At 68.2% G+C, this 21,433-nt stretch carries 17 protein-coding genes and 2 tRNA genes; 11 read left to right on the forward strand and 8 right to left on the reverse strand.

The annotated features are described in order from the left end of the window. Positions 1-776 precede the first annotated feature (776 nt). Positions 777-1,547, reverse strand: a complete 771-nt coding sequence (locus KF941_RS03800) for a Bax inhibitor-1/YccA family protein (RefSeq protein WP_036760057.1) — start codon at positions 1,545-1,547, stop codon at positions 777-779. Between the two features lie 122 nt (positions 1,548-1,669). Further along, on the reverse strand, positions 1,670-2,602 hold the full coding sequence (locus KF941_RS03805) for an NADPH:quinone oxidoreductase family protein (protein WP_240540210.1): 933 nt from the start codon (positions 2,600-2,602) through the stop codon (positions 1,670-1,672). Between the two features lie 215 nt (positions 2,603-2,817). Here KF941_RS03805 and KF941_RS03810 point away from each other — a divergent pair, with 215 nt between their 5' ends. The 7 genes from KF941_RS03810 (at position 2,818) to KF941_RS03840 (ending at position 12,228) form a co-directional block, all read left to right on the forward strand. Beyond that, positions 2,818-3,177 (forward strand): helix-turn-helix transcriptional regulator, encoded by a 360-nt coding sequence (locus tag KF941_RS03810; RefSeq protein ID WP_024844684.1) that lies wholly within the window; start codon positions 2,818-2,820, stop codon positions 3,175-3,177. An 84-nt stretch (positions 3,178-3,261) separates the two neighbouring features. Further along, on the forward strand, positions 3,262-4,077 hold the full coding sequence (gene hisN, locus KF941_RS03815) for a histidinol-phosphatase (RefSeq protein ID WP_036760037.1): 816 nt from the start codon (positions 3,262-3,264) through the stop codon (positions 4,075-4,077). A gap of 88 nt (positions 4,078-4,165) precedes the next feature. Next, entirely contained in the window at positions 4,166-5,551 is a 1,386-nt protein-coding gene (gene mgtE / locus KF941_RS03820) for a magnesium transporter (RefSeq protein WP_036760038.1), read from the forward strand. Then, positions 5,548-6,138, forward strand: a complete 591-nt coding sequence (locus KF941_RS03825) for a 5-formyltetrahydrofolate cyclo-ligase (protein WP_214272580.1) — start codon at positions 5,548-5,550, stop codon at positions 6,136-6,138. The genes mgtE and KF941_RS03825 overlap by 4 nt, the downstream gene beginning before the upstream one ends. A gap of 395 nt (positions 6,139-6,533) precedes the next feature. Further along, positions 6,534-10,154, forward strand: a complete 3,621-nt coding sequence (locus KF941_RS03830; protein ID WP_214272581.1) for a vitamin B12-dependent ribonucleotide reductase — start codon at positions 6,534-6,536, stop codon at positions 10,152-10,154. Positions 10,155-10,215: 61 nt separating this feature from the next. Continuing rightward, the gene (locus KF941_RS03835) at positions 10,216-10,467 is read left to right on the forward strand and encodes a hypothetical protein (protein WP_036760042.1); all 252 of its coding nucleotides are present in this window, start codon (positions 10,216-10,218) and stop codon (positions 10,465-10,467) included. Between the two features lie 213 nt (positions 10,468-10,680). After that, entirely contained in the window at positions 10,681-12,228 is a 1,548-nt protein-coding gene (locus tag KF941_RS03840) for a DegQ family serine endoprotease (RefSeq protein ID WP_036760044.1), read from the forward strand. A gap of 78 nt (positions 12,229-12,306) precedes the next feature. Here KF941_RS03840 and KF941_RS03845 read toward each other — a convergent pair whose 3' ends face one another. After that, entirely contained in the window at positions 12,307-13,089 is a 783-nt protein-coding gene (locus KF941_RS03845) for an invasion associated locus B family protein (RefSeq protein WP_240540211.1), read from the reverse strand. A 464-nt stretch (positions 13,090-13,553) separates the two neighbouring features. On the opposite strand from KF941_RS03845, the gene KF941_RS03850 reads away from it, so the two are divergent. After that, on the forward strand, positions 13,554-15,128 hold the full coding sequence (locus KF941_RS03850) for a helicase HerA-like domain-containing protein (RefSeq protein WP_036760046.1): 1,575 nt from the start codon (positions 13,554-13,556) through the stop codon (positions 15,126-15,128). On the opposite strand, the gene KF941_RS03855 is transcribed toward KF941_RS03850, so the two are convergent. Next, positions 15,115-15,447: a DUF6477 family protein gene (locus KF941_RS03855; RefSeq protein ID WP_214272583.1), complete on the reverse strand. Its 333-nt coding sequence runs from the start codon at positions 15,445-15,447 to the stop codon at positions 15,115-15,117. The two genes, KF941_RS03850 and KF941_RS03855, sit on opposite strands and share 14 nt — an antisense overlap. Positions 15,448-15,660: 213 nt before the next feature. Between KF941_RS03855 and KF941_RS03860 the strand changes: the two genes are divergently transcribed. Beyond that, positions 15,661-16,848: a DUF6456 domain-containing protein gene (locus KF941_RS03860; RefSeq protein ID WP_083539314.1), complete on the forward strand. Its 1,188-nt coding sequence runs from the start codon at positions 15,661-15,663 to the stop codon at positions 16,846-16,848. Positions 16,849-16,934: 86 nt separating this feature from the next. On the opposite strand, the gene KF941_RS03865 is transcribed toward KF941_RS03860, so the two are convergent. Then, entirely contained in the window at positions 16,935-17,483 is a 549-nt protein-coding gene (locus KF941_RS03865; protein WP_036760060.1) for a peroxiredoxin, read from the reverse strand. A 140-nt stretch (positions 17,484-17,623) separates the two neighbouring features. Between KF941_RS03865 and lipA the strand changes: the two genes are divergently transcribed. Together lipA and KF941_RS03875 are read left to right on the forward strand one after the other, a co-directional pair. Beyond that, entirely contained in the window at positions 17,624-18,571 is a 948-nt protein-coding gene (lipA, locus tag KF941_RS03870; RefSeq protein WP_036760049.1) for a lipoyl synthase, read from the forward strand. A 165-nt stretch (positions 18,572-18,736) separates the two neighbouring features. Continuing rightward, positions 18,737-18,820, forward strand: a tRNA-Leu gene (locus KF941_RS03875). 684 nt (positions 18,821-19,504) lie between these two features. On the opposite strand, the gene KF941_RS03880 is transcribed toward KF941_RS03875, so the two are convergent. The 3 genes from KF941_RS03880 to trxC form a co-directional block, all read right to left on the reverse strand. Beyond that, positions 19,505-19,580, reverse strand: a tRNA-Ala gene (locus KF941_RS03880). A 319-nt stretch (positions 19,581-19,899) separates the two neighbouring features. Further along, entirely contained in the window at positions 19,900-20,874 is a 975-nt protein-coding gene (locus tag KF941_RS03885) for a glutathione S-transferase family protein (protein ID WP_214272584.1), read from the reverse strand. Between the two features lie 68 nt (positions 20,875-20,942). After that, a complete protein-coding gene (gene trxC, locus KF941_RS03890; RefSeq protein WP_214272585.1) occupies positions 20,943-21,386 on the reverse strand; it encodes a thioredoxin TrxC in 444 nt (147 codons plus the stop codon). Positions 21,387-21,433: the final 47 nt, after the last annotated feature.

The raw sequence follows: 21,433 nt of genomic DNA on the forward strand, positions 1-21,433 counted from the left end.
TGGCGCATCATCCCCGGCCCGGCGCATCCCGGATGCAACGATAGCGGCATGTCTTGCGACAATATCGTCAGCCGGACCTGGCATCCGCGGCCGGGCAGGGCGGCCGAGCCGGGACATGCGGGCATCCGCTTCATGGCGCAGGCAGAGGGGGAAGCGTGCCGTCTGTCGCCGGCCGGGGCGGATCCGCGCGGTGGCAGGGATGGGCGCCGGCCGGCTTGCAGCGCCTTGCGCATCCAGACGAGGCCGGTCGGCGCTGGGGAAAGGGTCCGGGTGCCCCGAGATGGCCGTGGTGCGGCGGCATTCCGGGCAGCGGCTGGCGAAGCGCGCCGTCAAGGCGTCCACCTGGCGGCCCTGCACAGCCCGGCAGCGCGGCGCGCATTCGGGCCGCGCCATGAAGGCCTTGGGGAAGCGGGCACGCACATCCGGCGCCGCCCCGCCGTCACCCAAGAACCGGCGGAACCCGGCGCGCGGCAGGCGCCGCCGCCGGGCCGGCGGCGGGATCGTCACCGCGCCGATGCCGCCGTCGACCAGCGCCCGGCCGGCGGCTTCGCGCCGTCCCGTCTCGGGGGGAGCAGGGTTTTCCATACCCTTTCATAGCCCCGGCGGCGATTCGCCTCAACCGGACTGGCCAGCAATGCATACCAAAGGATCATGAGTGGCGTTTTAGTCGACATGGATGAACAATCCGTGCCTGGCTGCCCGCCTGCGCAGCAAAAGGCCCCGCCGGGCGATTGCGCCGGCGGGGCCGAAAAGGAAGTTCCGGGATGCTTCCGGCCTTATTCCCGGTTGCCCAGGAATTGCAGCAGGAACATGAACAGGTTCAGGAAGTCCAGGTACAGCTGCAGCGCACCCATGATCGCGGCCTTGCCCAGGAAGTCGCGGTCCGAGTTGGCCAGCTGCAGATAGGTGTTCTTGATGTTCTGCGTGTCGAAGGCGGTCAGCCCGGCAAAGATCAGCACGCCGATCGCCGAGATGGCGAATTGCATCGCGCCCGATTTCAGGAAGATGTTCACGATCGAGGCGACGATCAGCCCGATCAGGCCCATCATCAGGAAGGTGCCCATCCCCGACAGGTCGCGCTTGGTCGTGTAGCCGTAAAGCGACAGGCCGGCGAAGGCGATGGCGGTGATCAGGAAGGTCTGGATGATCGAGAAGCTGGTATAGGCGGCGAAGATCCAGCTGATCGAGATGCCCATCACCGCGGCGAAGGCATAGAACAGCGTGGTCGCGCCCTGCACCGACAGCCGGTTCAGCGCGGCGCCGAAGGCAAAGACCATGACCAGCGGCGCGAACATCACCACCCATTTCAGCGGCGACAGATACAGCGTCTTGCCGAACTCGGTCAGGTAGTGGCCATTGCCGAGCGCCCATTGCGTCGGCGTGTCGGAAAGCGCCAGGCCCGCCATGCCCCAGGCGGCGCCGGCCGTCACCAGCATGCCCACGGCCATCAGGCCATAGACCTTGTTCATATAGGCGCGCAGGCCCTCATCCACGGCAGCCGAGCGCGTCGCGGTCCCGGCCGTGCGGATCGAATTGTAGTCTTGCATAGGTTCTCCCCGGTCGAAAATCGCGGTGCGGCCCGCATGGCCGACCATCCACGCAGATATTGGCAAAGCACGCCGGTTTTTCAATGCAGAACCGGCGGTTTTGGCCCTGGCTGACGAAAATTTCAGATGCTAACGATCACCTTTCCGGTCGAGCGCCGGCTGGCCAGCAGGTCATAGCCCTCGGCCAGCCGGTCGAGCGGCAGGGTGGCGCCGACATGCGGGCGCAGGCGGCCCTGTTCGTAAAGCGCGAACAGCGCGGCGATGTCCTGGCGCAGCAGTCCGGGATCGAGCTTGCGATAGCCGCCCCAGTAAAAGCCGTGGATGGCGATGTTCTTGACCAGCGCGTGGTTGAGCGGCAGGGCCGGAGGCTTGCCGCCGGCAAAGCCGATCACCAGGAAGCGGCCGCCGGGGCGCAGGGCGCCGAAGGCCGCCTCGCCGGGCGCATCGCCCACGGGATCGTAGACCACGTCGACGCCCCCCATCCCGCGCAGCGCGGCGCGCAGGTCGGGGCAGATCTCGCTGTCGATGCAATCCGCGGCCCCCGCCGCCCGCGCCACCGCCAGCTTGTCGGCCCCGCGCGCCACCGCGATCACTCGCGCGCCCAAGGCGGCGCCGATCTCGACCGCGGTCAGCCCGACCCCGCCCGCGGCCCCCAGCACGGCCAGGGTCTCGCCCGCGCGCAGGCCCGCGCGCAGCGTCAGGGCGAAATGGCTGGTGCCATAGGCGATCAGGAAGCCCGCCGCCTCGTCATAGCTCATCGCCTCGGGGATCGGGTGGCAGCTTTCGGCGGGAAACAGGTTGGCCTCGGCCATGGTGCCCTGGCCTTGCACGACGACGCGGGTGCCGGGCGCCAGCGCCACGCCTTCGCCCGCCGCCAGCACCTCGCCCGCGCCCTCGAGTCCGGGGATGAAGGGCAGGGGCGGCGTCTCCTGATACTGTCCCTTGGTCATCAGCAGATCGGCGAAATTCAGGGCGGCCGCGCGCAGGCCCACCAGCACCTCGCCCGGACCGGGCGCGGCCAGCGACAGCCTGCCCGCGACGGGAGAGCCGGCCATTTTGTTGATTTGCATCATTTTCCAGGTCGTATTCATGATTCCTCCCACCGCTTTCCGCCTGCTTCCGGCCCGGCTTTTTTCCATGTTTCCGGGGGGTTCGGCCAGAGGCTTTCGGTGCCCGCAACCGATTGTCTTTTTGGACAAGTGGCCATTATCGACCTCGAAAATTGCGCCGTTCTGATGTAGCGCCCGTTTAGATTGAGTGAGGTGTTACCATGAAACATAACGTGGATGTCCATGTCGGAAAGCGGATCCGCCATCGTCGATGGATGATCGGCATGACCCAGCAGCAGCTGGCCGAAAAGGTCGGGATCAAGTTCCAGCAGATCCAGAAATACGAGACCGGGATGAACCGGGTCTCGGCCTCGCGGCTTTGGGACATCGCGCGGGCGGTGGACGTGCCGATCAGCTTCTTCTTCGAAGGGCTCGAGGACGGCCAGGTCCAGAACTCGGTCGAGGGCGACATCCTGGCCGACAAGGAGGCGCTGCAGCTGGTGCGGGCCTATTACGCCATGCCCGAGGCGCAACGCCGCCAGATCTTCGAACTGGCCCGCGTGCTGTCGGACGCGGCCTGATCCGAACCCGCCGCGTTCCGGGGCTTTCGCTTGCGGGATACTGCGGCTAAACCTGCGCCCGAAGCATATCCGCGGGGGCAGGTCATGACGAGCGCGAACAAGACCAATCCTGTCGAAGACGCCGAACGGATCGTCGCCGTGGCGCATCGCCTTGCCGATGCCGCGCGGGCCGAGACGCTGAGCCTGTTTCGCAGCCCGGCATTGCGGCCCGACAACAAGGCCGCGACCGGCTTCGACCCGGTGACGGAAGCCGACCGGGCCAGCGAACGCGCCATGCGCGCCATCCTGGCCGCCGAGCGGCCCGAGGACGCGATCCTGGGCGAGGAATACGGCGCCCAGGCCGGGCGAAGCGGCCTGACCTGGGTGCTGGACCCGATCGACGGCACCCGCGCCTTCATGGCCGGGGCGCCGAGCTGGGGCGTGCTGATCGGGCTCAGCGATGCGCGGGGCCCGATCTACGGCATCGTGGACCAGCCGCATCTGGACGAGCGGTTCGAGGGCGGGCTGGGCCATGCCCGGCTGATCTCGGGCCGCGGCACCGTGCCCTTGCGGGCGCGCCGCGGCGTCGCGCTGGCCCAGGCGACGCTGATGACCACCTATCCCGAGGTCGGCGACCCCGCGGAACATGCCGCCTTTTCCCGCGTCGCGGCGCGGGCGCGGCTGGTGCGCTACGGGCTCGACTGCTATGCCTATGCGCTGCTGGCCGCCGGCCATGTCGACCTGGTGATCGAGGCCGGGCTGCAACCCTATGACGTGGCCGCGCCCATCGCGGTGATCCAGGCCGCGGGCGGGGTCGTCACCGACTGGCAGGGCGGGCCGGCGCATGGCGGCGGCACCATCCTGGCCGCGGGTTCACAAGAATTACATGCCGAGGCGCTAGCCCTGCTCAAGGGCGATTGAGGCCCCGGCGCGGGCCCCCTATGGTGCCCCGACCGACTTTCCCGACCGCCATCCTCGTCGCAAGACCCGAACCCCGAGGAGCCAGCCGATGACCGAGCCGCGCGAAACCGACACGGATGCCCCCGAAGCCGATTTCCAGCTGAGCCGGCAGGACATCGACGCGATCAACAAGGCCGTGGACGACGGCGACGGCCCGGCGCTGGACGCCGCGCTCGAGCCGATGCACGCCGCCGACATCGCCGACCTGATCGAGCAGCTGACGCCGGCGCGCCGGCGCGAGTTCCTGCATCTCTATTCCGGCGAGATCGACGGCGAGATCCTGTCCGAGATCGACGAATCCATCCGCGACGAGGTCATCGAGCAGCTGCCGCACGAGGTGGTGGCCGAGGCCGTGCGCGAGATGGACAGCGACGACGTCGTCGACCTGATCGAGGACATGGGCGCGCCCGAGCAGCAGGCCATCCTGGCCGCGCTGGACGAATCCGACCGCGCCGCCGTCGAACGCTCGCTGACCTGGCCGGAATATTCCGCCGGCCGCCTGATGCAGTCCGAGGTGGTGACGGCCCCCGAGCATTGGAGCGTGGGCGAGACCATCGACTTCCTGCGCGCCGAGGAATGGCTGCCCGACCAGTTCTATCACGTCGTGCTGGTCGACCCGCGCCGCCACCCCACCGGCTATGTCACCCTGGGCAAGCTGCTGGCCTCGCGCCGGCATGTGCTGCTGGGCGACATCCGCGAGGACAGCTTCCGCACCATCTCGGCCCGCCAGGACGAGGGCGACGTGGCGCATGCCTTCAACAAGTATCACCTGATCTCGGCCCCGGTGGTCGATGACGACGACCGACTGGTCGGGGTCATCACCATCGACGACGCCATGTCGGTGCTGGACGAGGAGCACGAGGAGGACATCCTGCGCCTGGCCGGCGTCGGCGAGGACAGCGCGATTTCCGACACAGTGGTCGAGACCATGCGCCAGCGCGTGCCCTGGCTTGCGGTGAACATCCTGACCGCGCTGGTCTCGGCCTCGGTCATCGCGTTCTTCGAGGACGCCATCGCCCGGCTGGTTGCTCTGGCGGTGCTGATGCCGATCGTCGCCTCGATGGGCGGCAATGCCGCGACCCAGACCCTGACCGTCGCCGTGCGCGGCCTGGCCACCAAAAGCCTGACCCGCACCAATGCGCTGCGCATCGTGCGCCGCGAACTGGCGGTGGGCCTGGGCAACGGGCTGCTGTTCGGCCTGGCGCTGGCGGGCGTCACCTATGTCTGGTTCCGCGATCCCAAGCTCAGCCTGGTGATCGCCATGGCCATGGTGGTGAACCTGTTCGTCGCCGCGCTGGGGGGCATCCTGATCCCGCTGGGGCTGGAAAAGGCGGGGGCCGATCCGGCCCTGGCCTCGGGGACTTTCGTGACCACCGTGACCGATGTGGTGGGCTTCTTCACCTTCCTCGGCCTTGCCGCGGTGATCCTGCTGTGAGCGCGGACCCGGCACTCAAGCACGCGCTGCGCCAGGCGGCGCTGGCGGCGCGGGCCGGGGGCGGCGACGATGCCGCGCTGACGCGCCACCTGGTCGCGGCGCTGGCGCCCCATCGCGGCAAGGTGCTGGCCGGCTATTGGCCGATGCGGGGCGAGGCCGATCCGCGCCCGGCCATGGCGGCCCATGACGGGCCGGTCTGCCTGCCGGCGGTGATCGGCCCCGCCCGGCCGCTGGAGTTCCGCGCCCATGGCGACCGGCTGGAGCCGGGCCGCTTCGGCACCCTTCATCCCCCCGCCGATTCGCCGCTGCTGCGCCCGGATGTGCTGATCGTGCCCCTGGCCGGGTTCGACCGGGCCGGGCACCGGCTGGGCTATGGCGGCGGTTTCTACGACCGCACGCTGGCCCGGCTGCGCGCCGAGGGGGCGGTGGTCGCCATCGGGCTGGCCTATGCGGCGCAAGAGATTCGCGCCATCCCCGCCGAGGCGACCGACCAGCCCCTTGACCTGATCGTGACCGACCGGGGCGTCATCCTGCCGCAGCCGGAAAAATCGCAGGACGCGAGTGCGGGAACGAAGTTGCAACCCTGACGCCTTGCGGCTGGGGATAAGCCTGTGGAAACCGGGTGAGCGGCTGCAAGGAACCCTGCCAGATCGCTTGGCTTTTCGCCGCCGGCCGCGACGAGGCAGTTGTTAACAGTGCATTTGCAGCGAATCTCATGACGTCCCAAGGGTCGGGATCGGCGGCGAAGTCCAGCAAAAATTTTGATTGAAATGCGTGCTGTCTCGGTTCAATTTGTGGCCCAGGCTTTCGGCGCCACCAGATCTTGTGTCTTTTTCGACAAGTGATCCGGTCCGGCGGCGGGGGCGAAGATCAGGAAAAATGCTTCGGGGTGCCGTGCGATCCGGCCGCCTGGGTCCGTGCCTTGGCGCGGGTGGCGGCGGTCGGCATGCGGCCTTGTTGCGGATGACGGGGGACAGTCAGGATGCGGATCGAACGGCGCTTCACCACGGTCGAGAGCGGGGCTTACGGCGCGCTTTCCTTTACCACCACCAGCAGCGAGATCCGCAACCCGGACGGCACCGTCGTCTTTCGCAACGACGCGGTCGAGGTGCCCCAGGGCTGGAGCCAGGTCGCCTCGGACGTGATCGCGCAGAAATATTTCCGCAAGGCCGGCGTGCCGGCGCGGCTCAAGCGCGTCAAGGAAAAGGGCGTGCCCGAGTTCCTGTGGCGCTCGGTGCCCGACGAGGCGGCGCTGGCGGCCCTGCCCGAGGAGGCGCGCTTTGGCGGCGAGAGCAGCGCGCGGCAGGTCTTCGACCGCATGGCCGGCGCCTGGACCTATTGGGGCTGGAAGGGCGGGTATTTTTCCAACGAAGAAGACGCCCGCGCCTATTACGACGAGATGCGCTACATGCTGGCCAGCCAGATGGGGGCGCCGAACAGCCCGCAATGGTTCAACACCGGCCTGCACTGGGCCTATGGCATCGACGGCCCCGGCCAGGGCCATTTCTATGTCGACTACAAGACCGGCAAGCTGGTCCGGTCGGACAGCGCCTATGAACATCCCCAGCCGCATGCCTGCTTCATCCAGTCCGTCGCCGACGACCTAGTGAACGAGGGCGGCATCATGGACCTGTGGGTCCGCGAGGCGCGGCTTTTCAAATACGGCTCGGGCACGGGCACCAATTTTTCGTCCCTTCGTGGGGAGGGCGAGAAACTGTCGGGCGGCGGGAAATCTTCGGGGCTCATGGGCTTCCTGAAGATCGGAGACCGCGCAGCCGGCGCGATCAAGTCGGGCGGAACGACCCGGCGCGCGGCAAAGATGGTGATCTGCGACATGGATCACCCCGACATCGAGCAGTTCATCAACTGGAAGGTCATCGAAGAACAGAAGGTCGCCTCGCTGGTGGCGGGTTCGAAGATGCATGAGCGCGAGCTGAATGCCATCTTCGCCGCCATCCGCGCATGGGACGGCAGCGCCGAAGATGCCACCGATCCCGCCCGGAACGTCGCGCTGAAGGCGGCGATCCGCGGGGCGAAGCGCGTGATGATCCCGGAGACCTATATCAACCGGGTTCTTCAATATGCTCGCCAGGGCTTTGATTCCATTGAGTTCCCGACCTATGATACCGATTGGGACTCGGAAGCCTATGTCTCGGTCTCGGGGCAGAACTCGAACAACTCGGTGCGGGTGACGGATGCCTTCCTGCGCGCCGTGCGCGACGACCTGCCCTGGGAGCTGGTGCGGCGCACCGACGGGCGGGTGACGAAGACCGTCTCGGCGCGCGAGCTGTGGCAGCAGATCGGCCATGCCGCCTGGGCCTGCGCCGATCCGGGCATCCAGTTCCACGACACCATCAATGCCTGGCACACCTGCCCCGAGGACGGGCCGATCCGCGCCTCGAACCCGTGCAGCGAATACATGTTCCTGGACGACACCGCCTGCAACCTCGCGTCGATGAACCTGCTGAGCTTCTGGCAGGACGGCGAGTTCGACGCCGACGGCTATGTCCATGCCTGCCGGCTGTGGACGGTGACGCTGGAAATCTCGGTGATGATGGCGCAGTTCCCCAGCCGCGAGATCGCGCAGCGCAGCTATGACTTCCGCACGCTGGGGCTGGGCTATGCCAATATCGGCGGGCTTCTGATGAACATGGGGCTGGGCTATGACAGCGAGCAGGGCCGGGCGCTGTGCGGCGCGCTGAGCGCGATCATGACCGGCGTCTCCTATGCCACCTCGGCCGAGATGGCGGCGGAGCTGGGGCCGTTCCCCGGCTATGGCAAGAACGCCGGGCACATGCTGCGGGTGATCCGCAACCATCGCGCGGCGGCTTACGGGACCGGCGCCTGTCAGGGCGTGAACGTGGCCCCGGTGGAGCTGGACGCCGCGAATTGCCCCGACCCGCGGCTGGTGGCCCTGGCGCAGGGCGCCTGGGACGAGGCGCTGACCCTGGGCGAGGAGCACGGCTATCGCAACGCCCAGGCGACGGTGATCGCGCCCACCGGCACCATCGGGCTGGTGATGGATTGCGACACCACCGGCATCGAGCCGGATTTCGCGCTGGTGAAGTTCAAGAAGCTGGCCGGCGGCGGCTATTTCAAGATCATCAACCGCTCGGTTCCCGCGGCGCTTGAGGCGCTGGGTTACGGCTCGGCCCAGATCGAGGAGATCATCGCCTATGCCGTGGGCCATGCGAGCCTGGGCAATTGCCCTGGCATCAACCATGCCAGCCTGGTCGGCCACGGCTTCGGCCCGCGCGAGCTGGAAAAGATCGACGCGGCGCTGGCCTCGGCCTTCGACATCCGCTTCGTCTTCAACCAGTGGACGCTGGGCGAGGCCTTCTGCCGCGAGACGCTGGGCATCCCGGCCGACAGGCTGAACGACCCGAGCTTCGACCTGCTGCGGCACCTGGGCTTCACGCGGGCGCAGATCGAGGCCGCCAACGACCATGTCTGCGGCACCATGACGCTGGAGGGCGCGCCGCATCTGAAGCCGGAACATTACCCGGTCTTCGACTGCGCCAATGCCTGCGGCAAGAAGGGCACCCGCTACCTGTCGGTGGACAGCCATATCCGCATGATGGCGGCGGCGCAGAGCTTCATCTCGGGCGCGATCTCCAAGACCATCAACATGCCCAACAGCGCAAGCATCGCCGATGCGCTCGCCGCCTATGAGCTGAGCTGGTCGCTGGGCATCAAGGCCAATGCGCTTTATCGCGACGGCTCGAAACTGTCGCAGCCGCTGGCCTCGGCGCTGGTCGAGGACGACGAGGAGGCCGAGGAGATCCTGGCCAGCGGCAGCTTGCAGCAAAAGGCCGTGGTCATCGCCGAGAAGGTGGTCGAGAAGATCATCGTCAAGGAAGCCGTGCGCAGCCATCGCGAAAAGCTGCCGCAGCGCCGCAAGGGCTATACCCAGAAGGCGATCATCGGCGGGCACAAGGTCTATCTGCGCACCGGCGAATATGACGACGGCAAGCTGGGCGAGATCTTCATCGACATGCACAAGGAAGGCGCGGGCTTCCGGGCGATGATGAACAATTTCGCCATCGCCGTGTCCGTGGGCCTGCAATACGGCGTGCCGCTGGAGGAATTCGTCGACGCCTTCACCTTCACCCGCTTCGAGCCGGCGGGGATGGTGCAGGGCAATGACAGCATCAAGAACGCGACCTCGATCCTCGACTATGTGTTCCGCGAACTGGCCGTGTCCTATCTGGACCGCACCGACCTGGCGCATGTGAAGCCGCAGGGCGCGCGCTTCGACGACCTTGGCGGCGGCGAGGCCGAAAGCCAGCCCAATGTCGCCCCGGTCAGCGAGGGCGCCTCGCGCTCGCTCGAGATGCTCAAGCAGATCAGCTCGACCGGCTATCTGCGCAAGCGCCTGCCGCAGGATCTGGTGGCGCTGCAATCCGGGGTCTCGGTCGCCGCGGTGGCGACGGCCGAGGGGGCCGCGGCTGCGGTGGGCGTCGTCGCCATGGATGCGCGCACCAAGGCGCGGATGCAGGGCTACGAGGGCGATCCCTGCGGCGAATGCGGCAATTACACGCTGGTGCGCAACGGCACCTGCATGAAGTGCAACACCTGCGGCGCGACCAGCGGTTGCAGCTGAGGCGATCGGGGTCCGGGCGCGGAAACGGCGGCCGGACCCTGGCCAGGACGAAAGGCAGGACATGGAACTGATCGTCGGCACCAGGCGCATCGCCGCCGCCGCCATCCATCCGATCCCCGGCGGGGTCGAGGCCGAGTTGCGGGGCGACGCGGTCCTGCCCTTGCTGGACGCGACCTTTCACGGCGCCGGCCGGGTCGAGATCCTGGGCGGCGGCATGGACCGCCGACCGATGGACGTGGCCGGCATCGAGATGCGCGGCGCCTCGACCCTGGTCACGCTGCTTTGCGCGGGCGAGGCGGCGGCGCTGCACTGAAGGATCATCGCTGCGATGAAACCTGTTCCGCGTCCTTTGGCCGCGGAACTTTTTTATGCTCAGGCGCTTGCGCCCGGCATTGCCTGCAAGTCACGATCAGTTCATCCTTTGCGAGCGTGGTTCATTTGCAACGGGCTCGAAAATCCCCTTGAACATGAGCATATTGCCAGGAGACCGGGTAGCGCCGCCCCGGCATGGAAGGAGACAATCCAGATGAACAGACCCTCTTCCCGCCATTTCCTGACCGCTTCGGGGCTTGCGCTGCTGATGGCCCTGACGCCGGCCGTCGCGCAAGAGCCGGCGACGCCCGGCGCCGATGCCGCGCAGGAGGCCGCGAACAGCAACCAGCCGCTGACCGCACCCGACAGCCAGGCCCGCCAGCAGCAGGTCATGCCCGAAAGCTTTGCCGACCTGGTCGAGAAGGTCAGCCCGGCTGTCGTCAACATCACCACCACCTCGACCGTCTCGACGCCGCTGGTGCGCGGGCCGCAACTGCCCGAGGGCAGCCCGTTCAGCGACCTGTTCCGCGAATTCGGCTTTCCGGGATTCCCGCCGGGCGAGGGCAATCCCTTCCAGCGCGGGCCGCAGCAGCGCGAGCAGCGCTCGAACGCGCTGGGGTCGGGCTTCGTGATCTCGCCCGACGGGCTGATCGTGACCAACAACCATGTCATCGACGGCGCCGACGCGATCGAGGTCGAGTTCTTTTCGGGCAAGCGGCTGCCCGCCAAGGTGATCGGCAAGGACGACAAGACCGACATCGCCGTGCTGAAGGTGGAAAGCAGCGACGCCTTGCCCTTCGTCAAGTTCGGCGACAGCGACCGGGCGCGGGTGGGCGACTGGGTTCTGGCGCTCGGCAACCCGCTGGGGCAGGGCTTCTCGGCCTCGACCGGGATCGTCTCGGCCCGCAACCGGGCGCTTTCGGGCACCTATGACGATTTCATCCAGACCGATGCGGCGATCAACCGCGGCAACTCGGGCGGGCCGCTGTTCAACATGGACGGCGAAGTGATCGGGGTGAACACCGCGATCCTGTCGCCCAACGGCGGCTCGATCGGCATCGGCTTCTCGATGGCCTCGAACGTGGTCAGCAAGGTGGTCGAGCAGCTCGAGGAATATGGCGAGACCCGGCGCGGCTGGCTGGGCGTCAAGATCCAGCCGGTGACCGACGACATCGCCGAATCGCTGGGCCTGGCCGAGGCCAAGGGTGCCATGGTCACGGATGTCCCCGCCGGCCCCGCCGCCGATGCCGGGATGAAGGCGGGCGACGTGATCACCCGCTTTGCCGGCGGCGCGGTCGAGGATCCGCGCGACCTGGTGCGCCGGGTGGCCGATGCGCCGGTGGGCGAGGCGGTCGAGGTCGTGGTCCAGCGCGACGGCGAGCCGGTCGAGCTGAAGGTGACGCTGGGCCGGCGCGAGCTGGCCGAGGGCACCGGCGGCGGCAAGGTGGACAGCGCCGAGGAATCGGCCAGCGACCTGATGGGCATGACGCTGGCGCCGCTGACGCCCGAGATCGCCGCCGAACTGGGGGTGTCGCGCGACATGCAGGGGCTGGTGGTGCAATCGGTCGAACCGACCGGGGCCGCCGCCGACAAGGGGCTGGCCGCGGGCGATGTCATCACCGAGGCCGGCCAGCAGCCGGTCGCCACGCTGGCCGACCTGGAGACGCGCATCAAGGAGGCGCGCGATGCCGGGCGCAAGTCGATCCTGGTCATGGTGCGCCGCGCCGGCGAGCCGCGCTTCGTCGCCCTGCCGGTGGGATGAGCGCATGAAAAAGGGCCGGGGATGACCCGGCCCGTCCTTTGGTCGGGGCGCCCTGCGGCGCCCCGTTTTCGTTGCGGCTTACTGCTGCTGCGGCGCCGCGGCCGGGGCGGCTGCGGGCGCCGGGGCCGGGGCCGGGGCCGGCGCGGCGGCGAGGCCCTTGTTCGCCTCGGCCAGCGCGTTCATGCCGGCGGTGAAGCCGGTCAGCGACAGCGGCAGCTTGACCATCTGCTCCTGCGGCGCGCCGAAGGGCAAAAGCGACAGGGTTGCGGCCTTGCCGCGCTTCAGCGGGCCCAGGTCGGATTCGGCCAGGCCCACGCGCGACACGCAGCCGACCTGCGCGCAGAGCAGGAAGGGATAGCGCGATTCCTTGCCGGCATCGACTTGCAGCCCCACCCCGGCCTGGAGGTCGGTCTCCAGGGGCGCGATGAAGGTGATGACGGCCTGGACCTCGCCGGTCATCGGGATGACCGAAGCCTCCGCCACCGGCGAATCCTTGTCGTCCCTGAGCAGCTGGTAAAGCTCGCAGGGATCCTTGCCGTCCTGCGTCTTCATGCAGCGCAGCGTCCAGTCGCCATGGGTCGCCCTGGCATAGGGCTGGCCGACCTGCGGCTCGCCATCGCCGGCGGCCTCGGCGGCAGGCGCTTCGGCGGCGGGGGCTTCAGCGGCGGGTGCCTCGGCTGCGGGGGTTTCGGCGGCGGGCGCTTCGGTGGCGGCCTCGGCTGCGGGGGCTTCGGCCGCAGGGGCCTCGGCTGCCGGCTGGGCCGGGGTCTGGGTGCTTGCGTCCTGCGCCATCACGCCGGCGGCGCTGCCAGCCAGCGCAACAAGGGCGGCAACCAGTGCCGCGGATGTCCTGTTGACCATGTTCTCTTCCTTTGGTCCATGCATCGGCCCCGGTCCTAACATGGGCATCGCGCCTTGTCAGGGCGGATCGCATCGCGCGGCGTCACCTTTGCGTTGGCATGGATGCGGGACGCCGCAAACACAAGGATCCGGGGCGCGCAAGACCGCTGCCCCGGATCCCATGGCTTACCTTCCCTGCCGGACTGGCCGGTCATCATTGCGCGGAAGGCTAGATGCAGCGGGACAGGCCGTCAACTGTCCTAAAGGTCAAATATGACATCGCCGCGACGCATGCGCCATCTGACCGCATCGCAGGCAGCCTGGGCGAAAAAATGCCGCGCCCGAAGGCGCGGCAGTCCAACAGGGAGGAAGCCGGCCATCCGCCGATGCGGGGTCCGGCAAGGAACAGACTGGCACAAAATCCTTGCGATTGTATTGTCCTTTCGTCCTAGCCTTGCGCTTTTTTGCCGATCCGTGGAGGAAACATGACAGGCATCGTCGATCTGGACGCCGGAACCGTCTTCGTGGGCGGCGGCGGCCCCGGCCACGCCCAGCCGCAAAACCTGCTGCTGAAATATGCCAATCGCCACGGGCTGATCGCCGGCGCGACCGGAACCGGCAAGACGGTGACGCTGCAAACCCTGGCCGAATCGTTTTCCCGCGCCGGCGTGCCGGTGTTCATGGCGGATGTGAAGGGCGACCTGGCCGGCATCGCCCGGCCCGGCGATCCCAACGGCAAGCTGCATGGCCCCTTCCAGGCCCGCAGCGAAACCATCGGCATGGCGCTGGACTACCAGGATTTCCCCGTCACCTTCTGGGACATCTGGGGCGAACGCGGCCACCCGGTCCGCACCACCCCGGCCGAGATGGGCCCCCTGCTTCTGTCGCGGCTGCTGGGGCTGACCGATGCGCAGGAGGGGGTGATGAACATCGCCTTCCGCGTCGCCGACGAGCAGGGGTTGGCGCTGCTGGACATGAAGGACTTGCAGGCCATGCTGGTCTGGGTCGGCCAGAACGCCAAGGACCTGTCGCTGAAATACGGCAATGTCTCGACCGCCTCGGTCGGTGCGATCCAGCGCGCGCTGATGGTGCTGGAGAACGAGGGCGGCGCCCGGCTGTTCGGCGAGCCGGCGCTTGAGCTTGCCGACATGATGCGGCTGGATGCCTCGGGCAAGGGCATGGTCAACATCCTGTCGGCCGAGCGGCTGATGAATGCGCCGCGGCTTTATGCCACCTTCCTGCTGTGGCTGATGTCCGAGCTTTTCGAGCAATTGCCCGAGGTGGGCGACCCGGACAAGCCGCGCATCGCCTTCTTCTTCGACGAGGCGCATCTGCTGTTCGACGACGCGCCGCCGGCGCTGGTGGACAAGATCGAGCAGGTGGCGCGTCTGATCCGCTCCAAGGGCGTCAGCCTGTGGTTCATCAGCCAGAACCCGGCCGACCTGCCGGATGCGGTGCTGGGGCAATTGGGCAACCGGGTCCAGCACGCGCTGCGCGCCTTTACCGCCAAGGACCAGAAGGCGCTGCGGCTGGCGGCGCAGAACTATCGTCCGAACCCCGATTTCGACACTGCCGAGGCGATCCAGGCCGTCGGCACCGGCGAGGCGGTTACGTCCCTGCTGGAGGCAAAGGGTGTGCCGGGCATCGTGCAGCGCACCCTGATTCGCCCGCCGCTGTCCCAGCTTGGCCCGATTTCGGATGCCGAGCGGGCGGCGATCAATGCGGCCTCGCCCATGGCGCTGAAATACGGCCGGGCGCTGGACCGCGAATCGGCGGCCGAAATCCTGGCCAAGCGCGCCGAGGCGGCGGCCGCGGACAGCGCCGGGGCAGGGGCCAAGGGCGCGGACGACGACCTGTGGCAGATGGACCGCGAATATACCCGCGCGCGCCGCTATGACCCCGGCCTGCGGGTTCCGGCCGAGCCCAAGCCGCGCGCGCGCAGCTCGAACAGCGATTCGATCGCCGTGACCTTCGGCAAGAGCCTGGCCCGGCAACTGGGCACCAGGACCGGGCAGGCGCTGGTGCGCGGCGTGCTGGGTTCCTTGTTCAGGGGCAAGTGACCCGGTTCGGCACCGGGCGGGGCGCGGCCTGGGCCGTCTCGGCCAGGATCGCGATCAGCAGCATGACGTGGCGGTGCATGTCGTAGCCGGCCTGGCCGCTGCGGCGGATCAGGTCCAGCCGCTCCTCTTCGGCCAGAAGCCGCGGCAGGGCGATGCCCGCGGGCGGCGGCGCGTCGCATTTCAGCACCCGGCGCAGGTCGCGCCGGCGGCTCCAGCCCGCCAGCCCGGCCCTGGCGGCGCGCACCAGCAGGCGCGGGCGGCGCAGAGGCGGCTGGCCCAGGCGCGGCTGAAAGGCGATCACATTGCTCATCATCGTCATGGCGGTTTCCTCTGCCGGTCGAATCCGGTGGAATTATTTGCAACCTTGGGATGTGTTGCGCCGCCCGCCCGTGCTGCGCGCGCCGCAGCAAGGAATCGTTAGGAATTCTTAGCAAATACTGCCGCACCCCGCCGTGGTCCCGCTGTGCCGGACCGGGGCGGAGATACAACCCATCGGCGAGCCTCTGCCCGCTCGTCTGCAGGAAGCGAAGGAATGACCATGACGATTTTGACGGGAGATTTCGCGCCGGACGCCCTGATTGCCGCCCTGCCGGCCGGCGTCGAGCCCACGGACGGCAATCCGCCCGAAACCGCGCTTGTCCCGCAGGCCGAGGACGGCGATCTCAAGCTTTACCTGCGCCATGTCGAGGGCGGGGAAACGATCCGCTCGCTGGCCCGCGAGACGGGCTGCCACGCCTCGACCATCCTGCGCCGCATCCGCCGGTTCGAGGCGCGGCGCGACGACCCGCTGGTCGATCGCGCAGTCGAGCGGGCGGCGGAAAAGGGCAGGGGCAGCGGGGCAAGCCCGGCCGATCCGGGGCAGGCGGGCAGCAGGCAGATCACCCGCATCCTGCGCCGCCTGGCCGAGCCGGGGGCGCAGATGGTGGTGGCCGACGGCATGGAAAAGGCCATCGTCGTGCGCGACGACATCCGCACCGCCATCCTGGACCGCGAATTGGCCGAGCATATGGCGATGCGCGCCTGGGTGCATCTGCTGGGGCAGGGCAGGATCAACCGCTATGCCATCTCGGCCCAGGGGCGCGAGGCGCTGCGGGCGATGCTGGCCGCCCGGCGCGGCGGCGCCCTGCCGCGGGTCGAGGATTTCGTCCTTGCCGCCCCGGTCATGCCCCCGGCGCAGGGCTGCGCCGAGGATGCCGCCGCCTTCAGCCATGCCGACCGGCACCGGCAATGGGACGAGCGCGAGATCACCGACCCCGAGGACGGCCGCCGCCGCCGCGCCCGCGTCAATATCGCCGAAAGCCCGCTGCTGATGCTGGCGCGGCGGCGCGAGCCGGACGGGCGGCCCTTCCTGGCCGCCGAACTGGTTGCGGCCGGCGAACGGCTGCGCGAGGATTTCGAGCTGGCGCAGATGGGGCCGCGCGTCACGCAGAACTGGGACCGCTTCCTGACGGCCGGCGTCGATGTCTCGCGCGTCTCGGCCGGCCATGGCGGCGGCTCGGAAGGGGCGCGCAACCGCGTCGCCGCCGCGCTGCGCGAGCTTGGCCCCGGCATGGGCGACCTGTGCCTGCGGGTCTGCTGCTTCCTGGAGGGCATCGAGATGACCGAGCGGCGGCTGGGCTGGTCGGCGCGCTCGGGCAAGATCGTGCTGCGCCTGGGCCTGATGCGGCTGGAACGCCACTATCGCGAAACCTACGGCTCGGGCGCGCCGCTGATCGGGTGACGCCGGGACAGGCCAAGGGGGGGACGGTCATGAAAAAGGGCGCCCGGCGGCGCCCTTTTCGCATCGTCCCTGGCCCTGGCCCTGGATCAGGCCGCGGCCTTGGCCGGATTGGCGCGCAGCCAGTCCAGCACCGCCTCGGGCGCGGTGGCGCCATAGGGATCCTCGGGGCAGTCGTCCATCCGGCCGGGCTCTTCGAACCAGGCCTGGACGCGGCCGTCCTCGACGATGGCGGCATAGCGCCAGCTGCGGGCGCCGAAGCCCAGGTTGTCCTTGCGCACCAGCATGCCGACCTTTTCGGTGAAGGCGCCCGAGCCGTCCGGGATCACCTTGACGTTCTTCAGGTTCTGCGCCTTGGCCCATTGGTTCATCACGAAGCTGTCGTTGACCGACATGCAATAGATCGCGTCGATGCCCAGATCGGCCATCTCGTCCGCCGCCTTCTCGAAGCCCGGCAGCTGATAGGTCGAGCAGGTGGGCGTGAAGGCGCCGGGCAGCGAGAACAGCACCACGCGCTTGCCCTTGAAGTAATCCGCAGTGGTCATCGCCTGCCAGCGATAGGGATTGTCCCCGCCCACGGATTCGTCGCGCACGCGGGTCTGGAAGGTCACTTCGGGAAGCAGATCGCCTTGTTTCATCATTCGTCCTTTCATCATCCGCTCCTCCCTTGGCCGATGCCGCGCCGCAGCATCGAGGGGCATAGATGCACCCTGCATTGGCGTTGATCAAGACCCGAAAAACCCGTAAGTTCGGCTGACTCCCAGCAAAGGATGCCGATATGGCGGACATGCCCCCGGTTCTGCGCCACCCCGAGAAAGCCCATCGCCCCGACCAGCCCCAGCCCAAGAAGCCGGACTGGATCCGCGTGAAGGCGCCGACCAGCCAGGGCTACAAGGATACCCGCGACATCCTGCGCAACAACCGCCTGTCCACGGTCTGCGAAGAGGCCGGCTGCCCGAACGTCGGCGAATGCTGGAGCCAGGGCCACGCCACCATGATGATCATGGGCGAGATCTGCACCCGCGGCTGTTCCTTCTGCAACGTGATGACCGGCAAGCCGAATGCGCTCGACGTGTTCGAGCCGGGCCGCGTCGCCCATGCCGTGCAGAAGCTGGGGCTGAAGCATGTGGTCATCACCTCGGTCGACCGCGACGACCTGGACGACGGCGGGGCCGAGCATTTCGCCCAGACCATCCGCGCCATCCGCCACCGCTCGCCCGGCTCGACCATCGAGGTGCTGACGCCCGACTTCCTGAAGTCCAAGCCCGGCGCGCTGGAGGCGGTGGTCGAGGCCCGGCCCGACGTGTTCAACCACAACCTGGAAACCGTGCCCGGCCTTTATCCGACGGTCCGGCCCGGCGCACGCTATTTCCACAGCCTGCGGCTGTTGCAGCGGGTCAAGGAACTGGACCCCAGCATGTTCACCAAGTCCGGCATCATGGTCGGCCTGGGCGAGGATCGCCAGGGCGTCCTGCAGGTCATGGACGACATGCGCGCCGCGGACGTGGATTTCATCACCATCGGGCAATATCTGCAGCCGACGCCCAAGCATCACCGGGTGGACCGCTTCGTCACCCCCGAGGAGTTCAAGGGCTACGAGAAAGCCGCCTATGGCAAGGGCTTCCTGATGGTCTCGGCCACGCCGCTGACGCGTTCCTCCTATCATGCCGGCGACGACTTCGCGCAGCTGCGCGAGGCGCGGCTGGCAAAGCTTGGCCAGGCCTAAGTCGGGGCTTGCAAAACGCTGCGTTGCGCCTTAGGCGGAGCGCAGAGACGGCCGGATGCCGGGCGGCGGATGTCCATGTTCCGAATGCCCGCCGGGGGAAGCATCGCCCCTTGCGCAAGGCGATGCCGTTTCGCCGGGCCAGGCCGGCCTGGACAAGGGCGCCACGGGGGTGTGGCGGAATGGTAGACGCGCCTGACTCAAAATCAGGTTTCGCAAGAAGTGTCGGTTCGAGTCCGACCACCCCTACCAGCGCCCTTTTCGGCCTTCGCTTCCGTCCCGTCTCGGTCGGACTGTGCCGCATCCTCACCACCCCATGCCCCTGCGGCATATCCTTTGGTCGCATTAAGGCTTCGCCTGACGGAGCTGCTGGCCGGCCTGTATCCTGCCCCCGTGACCGGCTTTCGGCCCCGACGGGCCTCGCACGTTCGGCCATCCATGCGCAGATTTCCGCAGACAGGTTCCCGGCTCCCCGTGAAGCTGGGTTCGCGCACCGTCGCATGGCCGGAGACTTGGCTGCCGGCCGCCGCCACGCGCAAAGTGAGGCCAAGGCGGTCAAGGCGCTGAGGATGCGGCTTGCGCTGCTGCTGGCAGGATAGTCCTTTGGCTGCGGCGGGACGATCCGACGCTGGATGCGCGGGAAGCGGGCGCCGGGTTGCTCGTGGATGCGAGCGGGATGCTGTCCGGGGCCAGCGATGACCACCCTGATCGCGGCCTCAACTGCTACCTGCCGCCTTGGCCGCCGAAGCGGGCGGGATGGTCCCGGATGCGCCTCTGATCTGGCGCATCAATCCGGGGCGAGTTCGAGGTTCCCCGGCCGCCAAGCGTCCGGCGAAATCCAGTGGGATCTTTTTTCGGGTATGGGGACGAGCGTGGAGTAACGCACAACGGAACTCGCCTAGGCGGCTGATAGTCAACCAGAATGTGCGAGTGAATTGGTGGAGCCAAGGGGAGTCGAACCCCTGACCTCTTGAATGCCATTCAAGCGCTCTACCAACTGAGCTATGGCCCCACCGGAGGTCTCGGGCGGCGTCTCCGTCGCCCGTGTGAGGCGTCGTATAGGAGGGGGCGTCGGCGGGTGCAAGCGGAAAAATACAGCCTCGGGGAAAAATTCTCGCGCCGCCGGATAAGCCCTGGAATCAAAGCGGTTTTCCCGGAAAATCTGCGCGCTGCAACCGCGCGCGGACAGGGCGTGCGACCTTGCCCGGCTGCTGCCTGGCCAGGGCTGCCCGCAGGATCGCCTTCGGCCGCCGCAGCATGGGCGGGTGCTGGCCTCCGCCAGATGGGGCGGCTTCGCATGTCAGACAAAGGGGCTGCCAAGGCCGCCTGTCTCAGCCCCGGCCGTGCGGTTCCTGCCAGTCGATCAGCGGGTTGATCGGGATGATGCGATGCGGGTTTATCGTGGCGTGGCTATAGTGATAGTGGCGCACGATATGGTCGAAATGCACCGTCTCGGCCACGCCCGGCCATTGGTAAAGCTCGCGCGTCCAGCCCCAGAGGTTCGGATATTCCCGCAGCCAGCGCCGGTTGCATTTGAAATGCGTGTGATAGACTAGGTCGAAGCGCAGCGCGGTGGTGAAAAGCCGCCAATCGGCCTCGGTGATCCGCTCGCCGCAGAGATAGCGGTTGCCGGCCAGATGGCCCTCGAGCCAGTCCAGCGTCTCGAACAGCGGGCCGACAGCCTCGTCATAGGCCGCCTGCGTCGTGGCGAATCCGGCCTTGTAGACGCCGTTGTTGACCCGGTCGTAGATGCGCTCGTTCAGCGCGTCGATCCGGTCCAGCAGCCCGGCCGGACAGTAATCGTCGCGGTTGCCGGTCAGCCCGTCGAAGGCCGAGTTGAACATGCGGATGATCTCGGCGCTTTCGTTGCTGACGATGGTCTCCTGCGCCTTGTCCCACAGCACCGGCACCGTCACCCGGCCCGAGGCCCTGGGGTCCACCCTGAGGTAGAGGTCGCGCAGATAGGGCAGGCCGTGCAGCCGGTCCCCGGTCGCGCCGGGGAAATCGGCGGCAAAGGTCCAGCCCTCGGACAGCATGTCGGGATGGACGGCCGAGACGCCGATATGCGCGGCAAGCCCCTTGAGCGCGCGAAAGATCAGCGTGCGATGCGCCCAGGGGCAGGCATAGGAGACATAGAGATGATAGCGCCCGCTTTCGGCGGCAAAGCCGCCCATGCCGCTGGGTCCGGGACTGCCGTCCGCGGTGATCCAGTTGCGATAGGCCGTCACGCTGCGCTGGAAGCGCCCGCCGCTGCTTTCGGTGTCATACCATTCGTCCTGCCAGGTGCCGTCGATCAACTGGCCCATGCTGCCCCTCGCGCGTTTCCGTCCGGCCCCCAGCATAGCCGAGCGGGCAGGGCGGGCAACCGCCCGGTTCAGTCGCGCAGCTGCGCCCGCGCCCAGCCGGCGATCGAGGCGGCGTCCATGGCGCCCGATTGCCGGGCCACCTCGCGCCCGCCGCGATAGAGCAGCAGCGTCGGGATACCGCGGATGCCCAGGGCGGCGGCGACCTGCGGCTCGGCCTCGGAGTTCAGCTTGACGAGCCGCATCTCGGGCTCCAGCATGCCGGCGGCGCGGGCGAACTCGGGCGCCATCATCCGGCAGGGGCCGCACCAAGGCGCCCAGACATCGACCAGCACCGGGATCGAGTTGCGGTCGATCTGGCGCCGGAACATCGCCCCGTCCACATCGGCGGGATGGGCAGAGAACAGTGCCGCGCGGCATTTGCCGCAACGCGCCTCGCGCGCGTCGCGCCCGGGCGGCAGGCGGTTGGTCGCGCCGCAGGCGGTGCAGACGATCTGGCGGTCGGCGTCGGACATGGTCAACCTCGGGGTTCCGGGGGCTGTCCCAGATATATTCGTAGGCG

Origin of the sequence: Paracoccus sp. pheM1, assembly GCF_018499825.1 — a bacterium.
GTDB lineage: Bacteria > Pseudomonadota > Alphaproteobacteria > Rhodobacterales > Rhodobacteraceae > Paracoccus > Paracoccus versutus.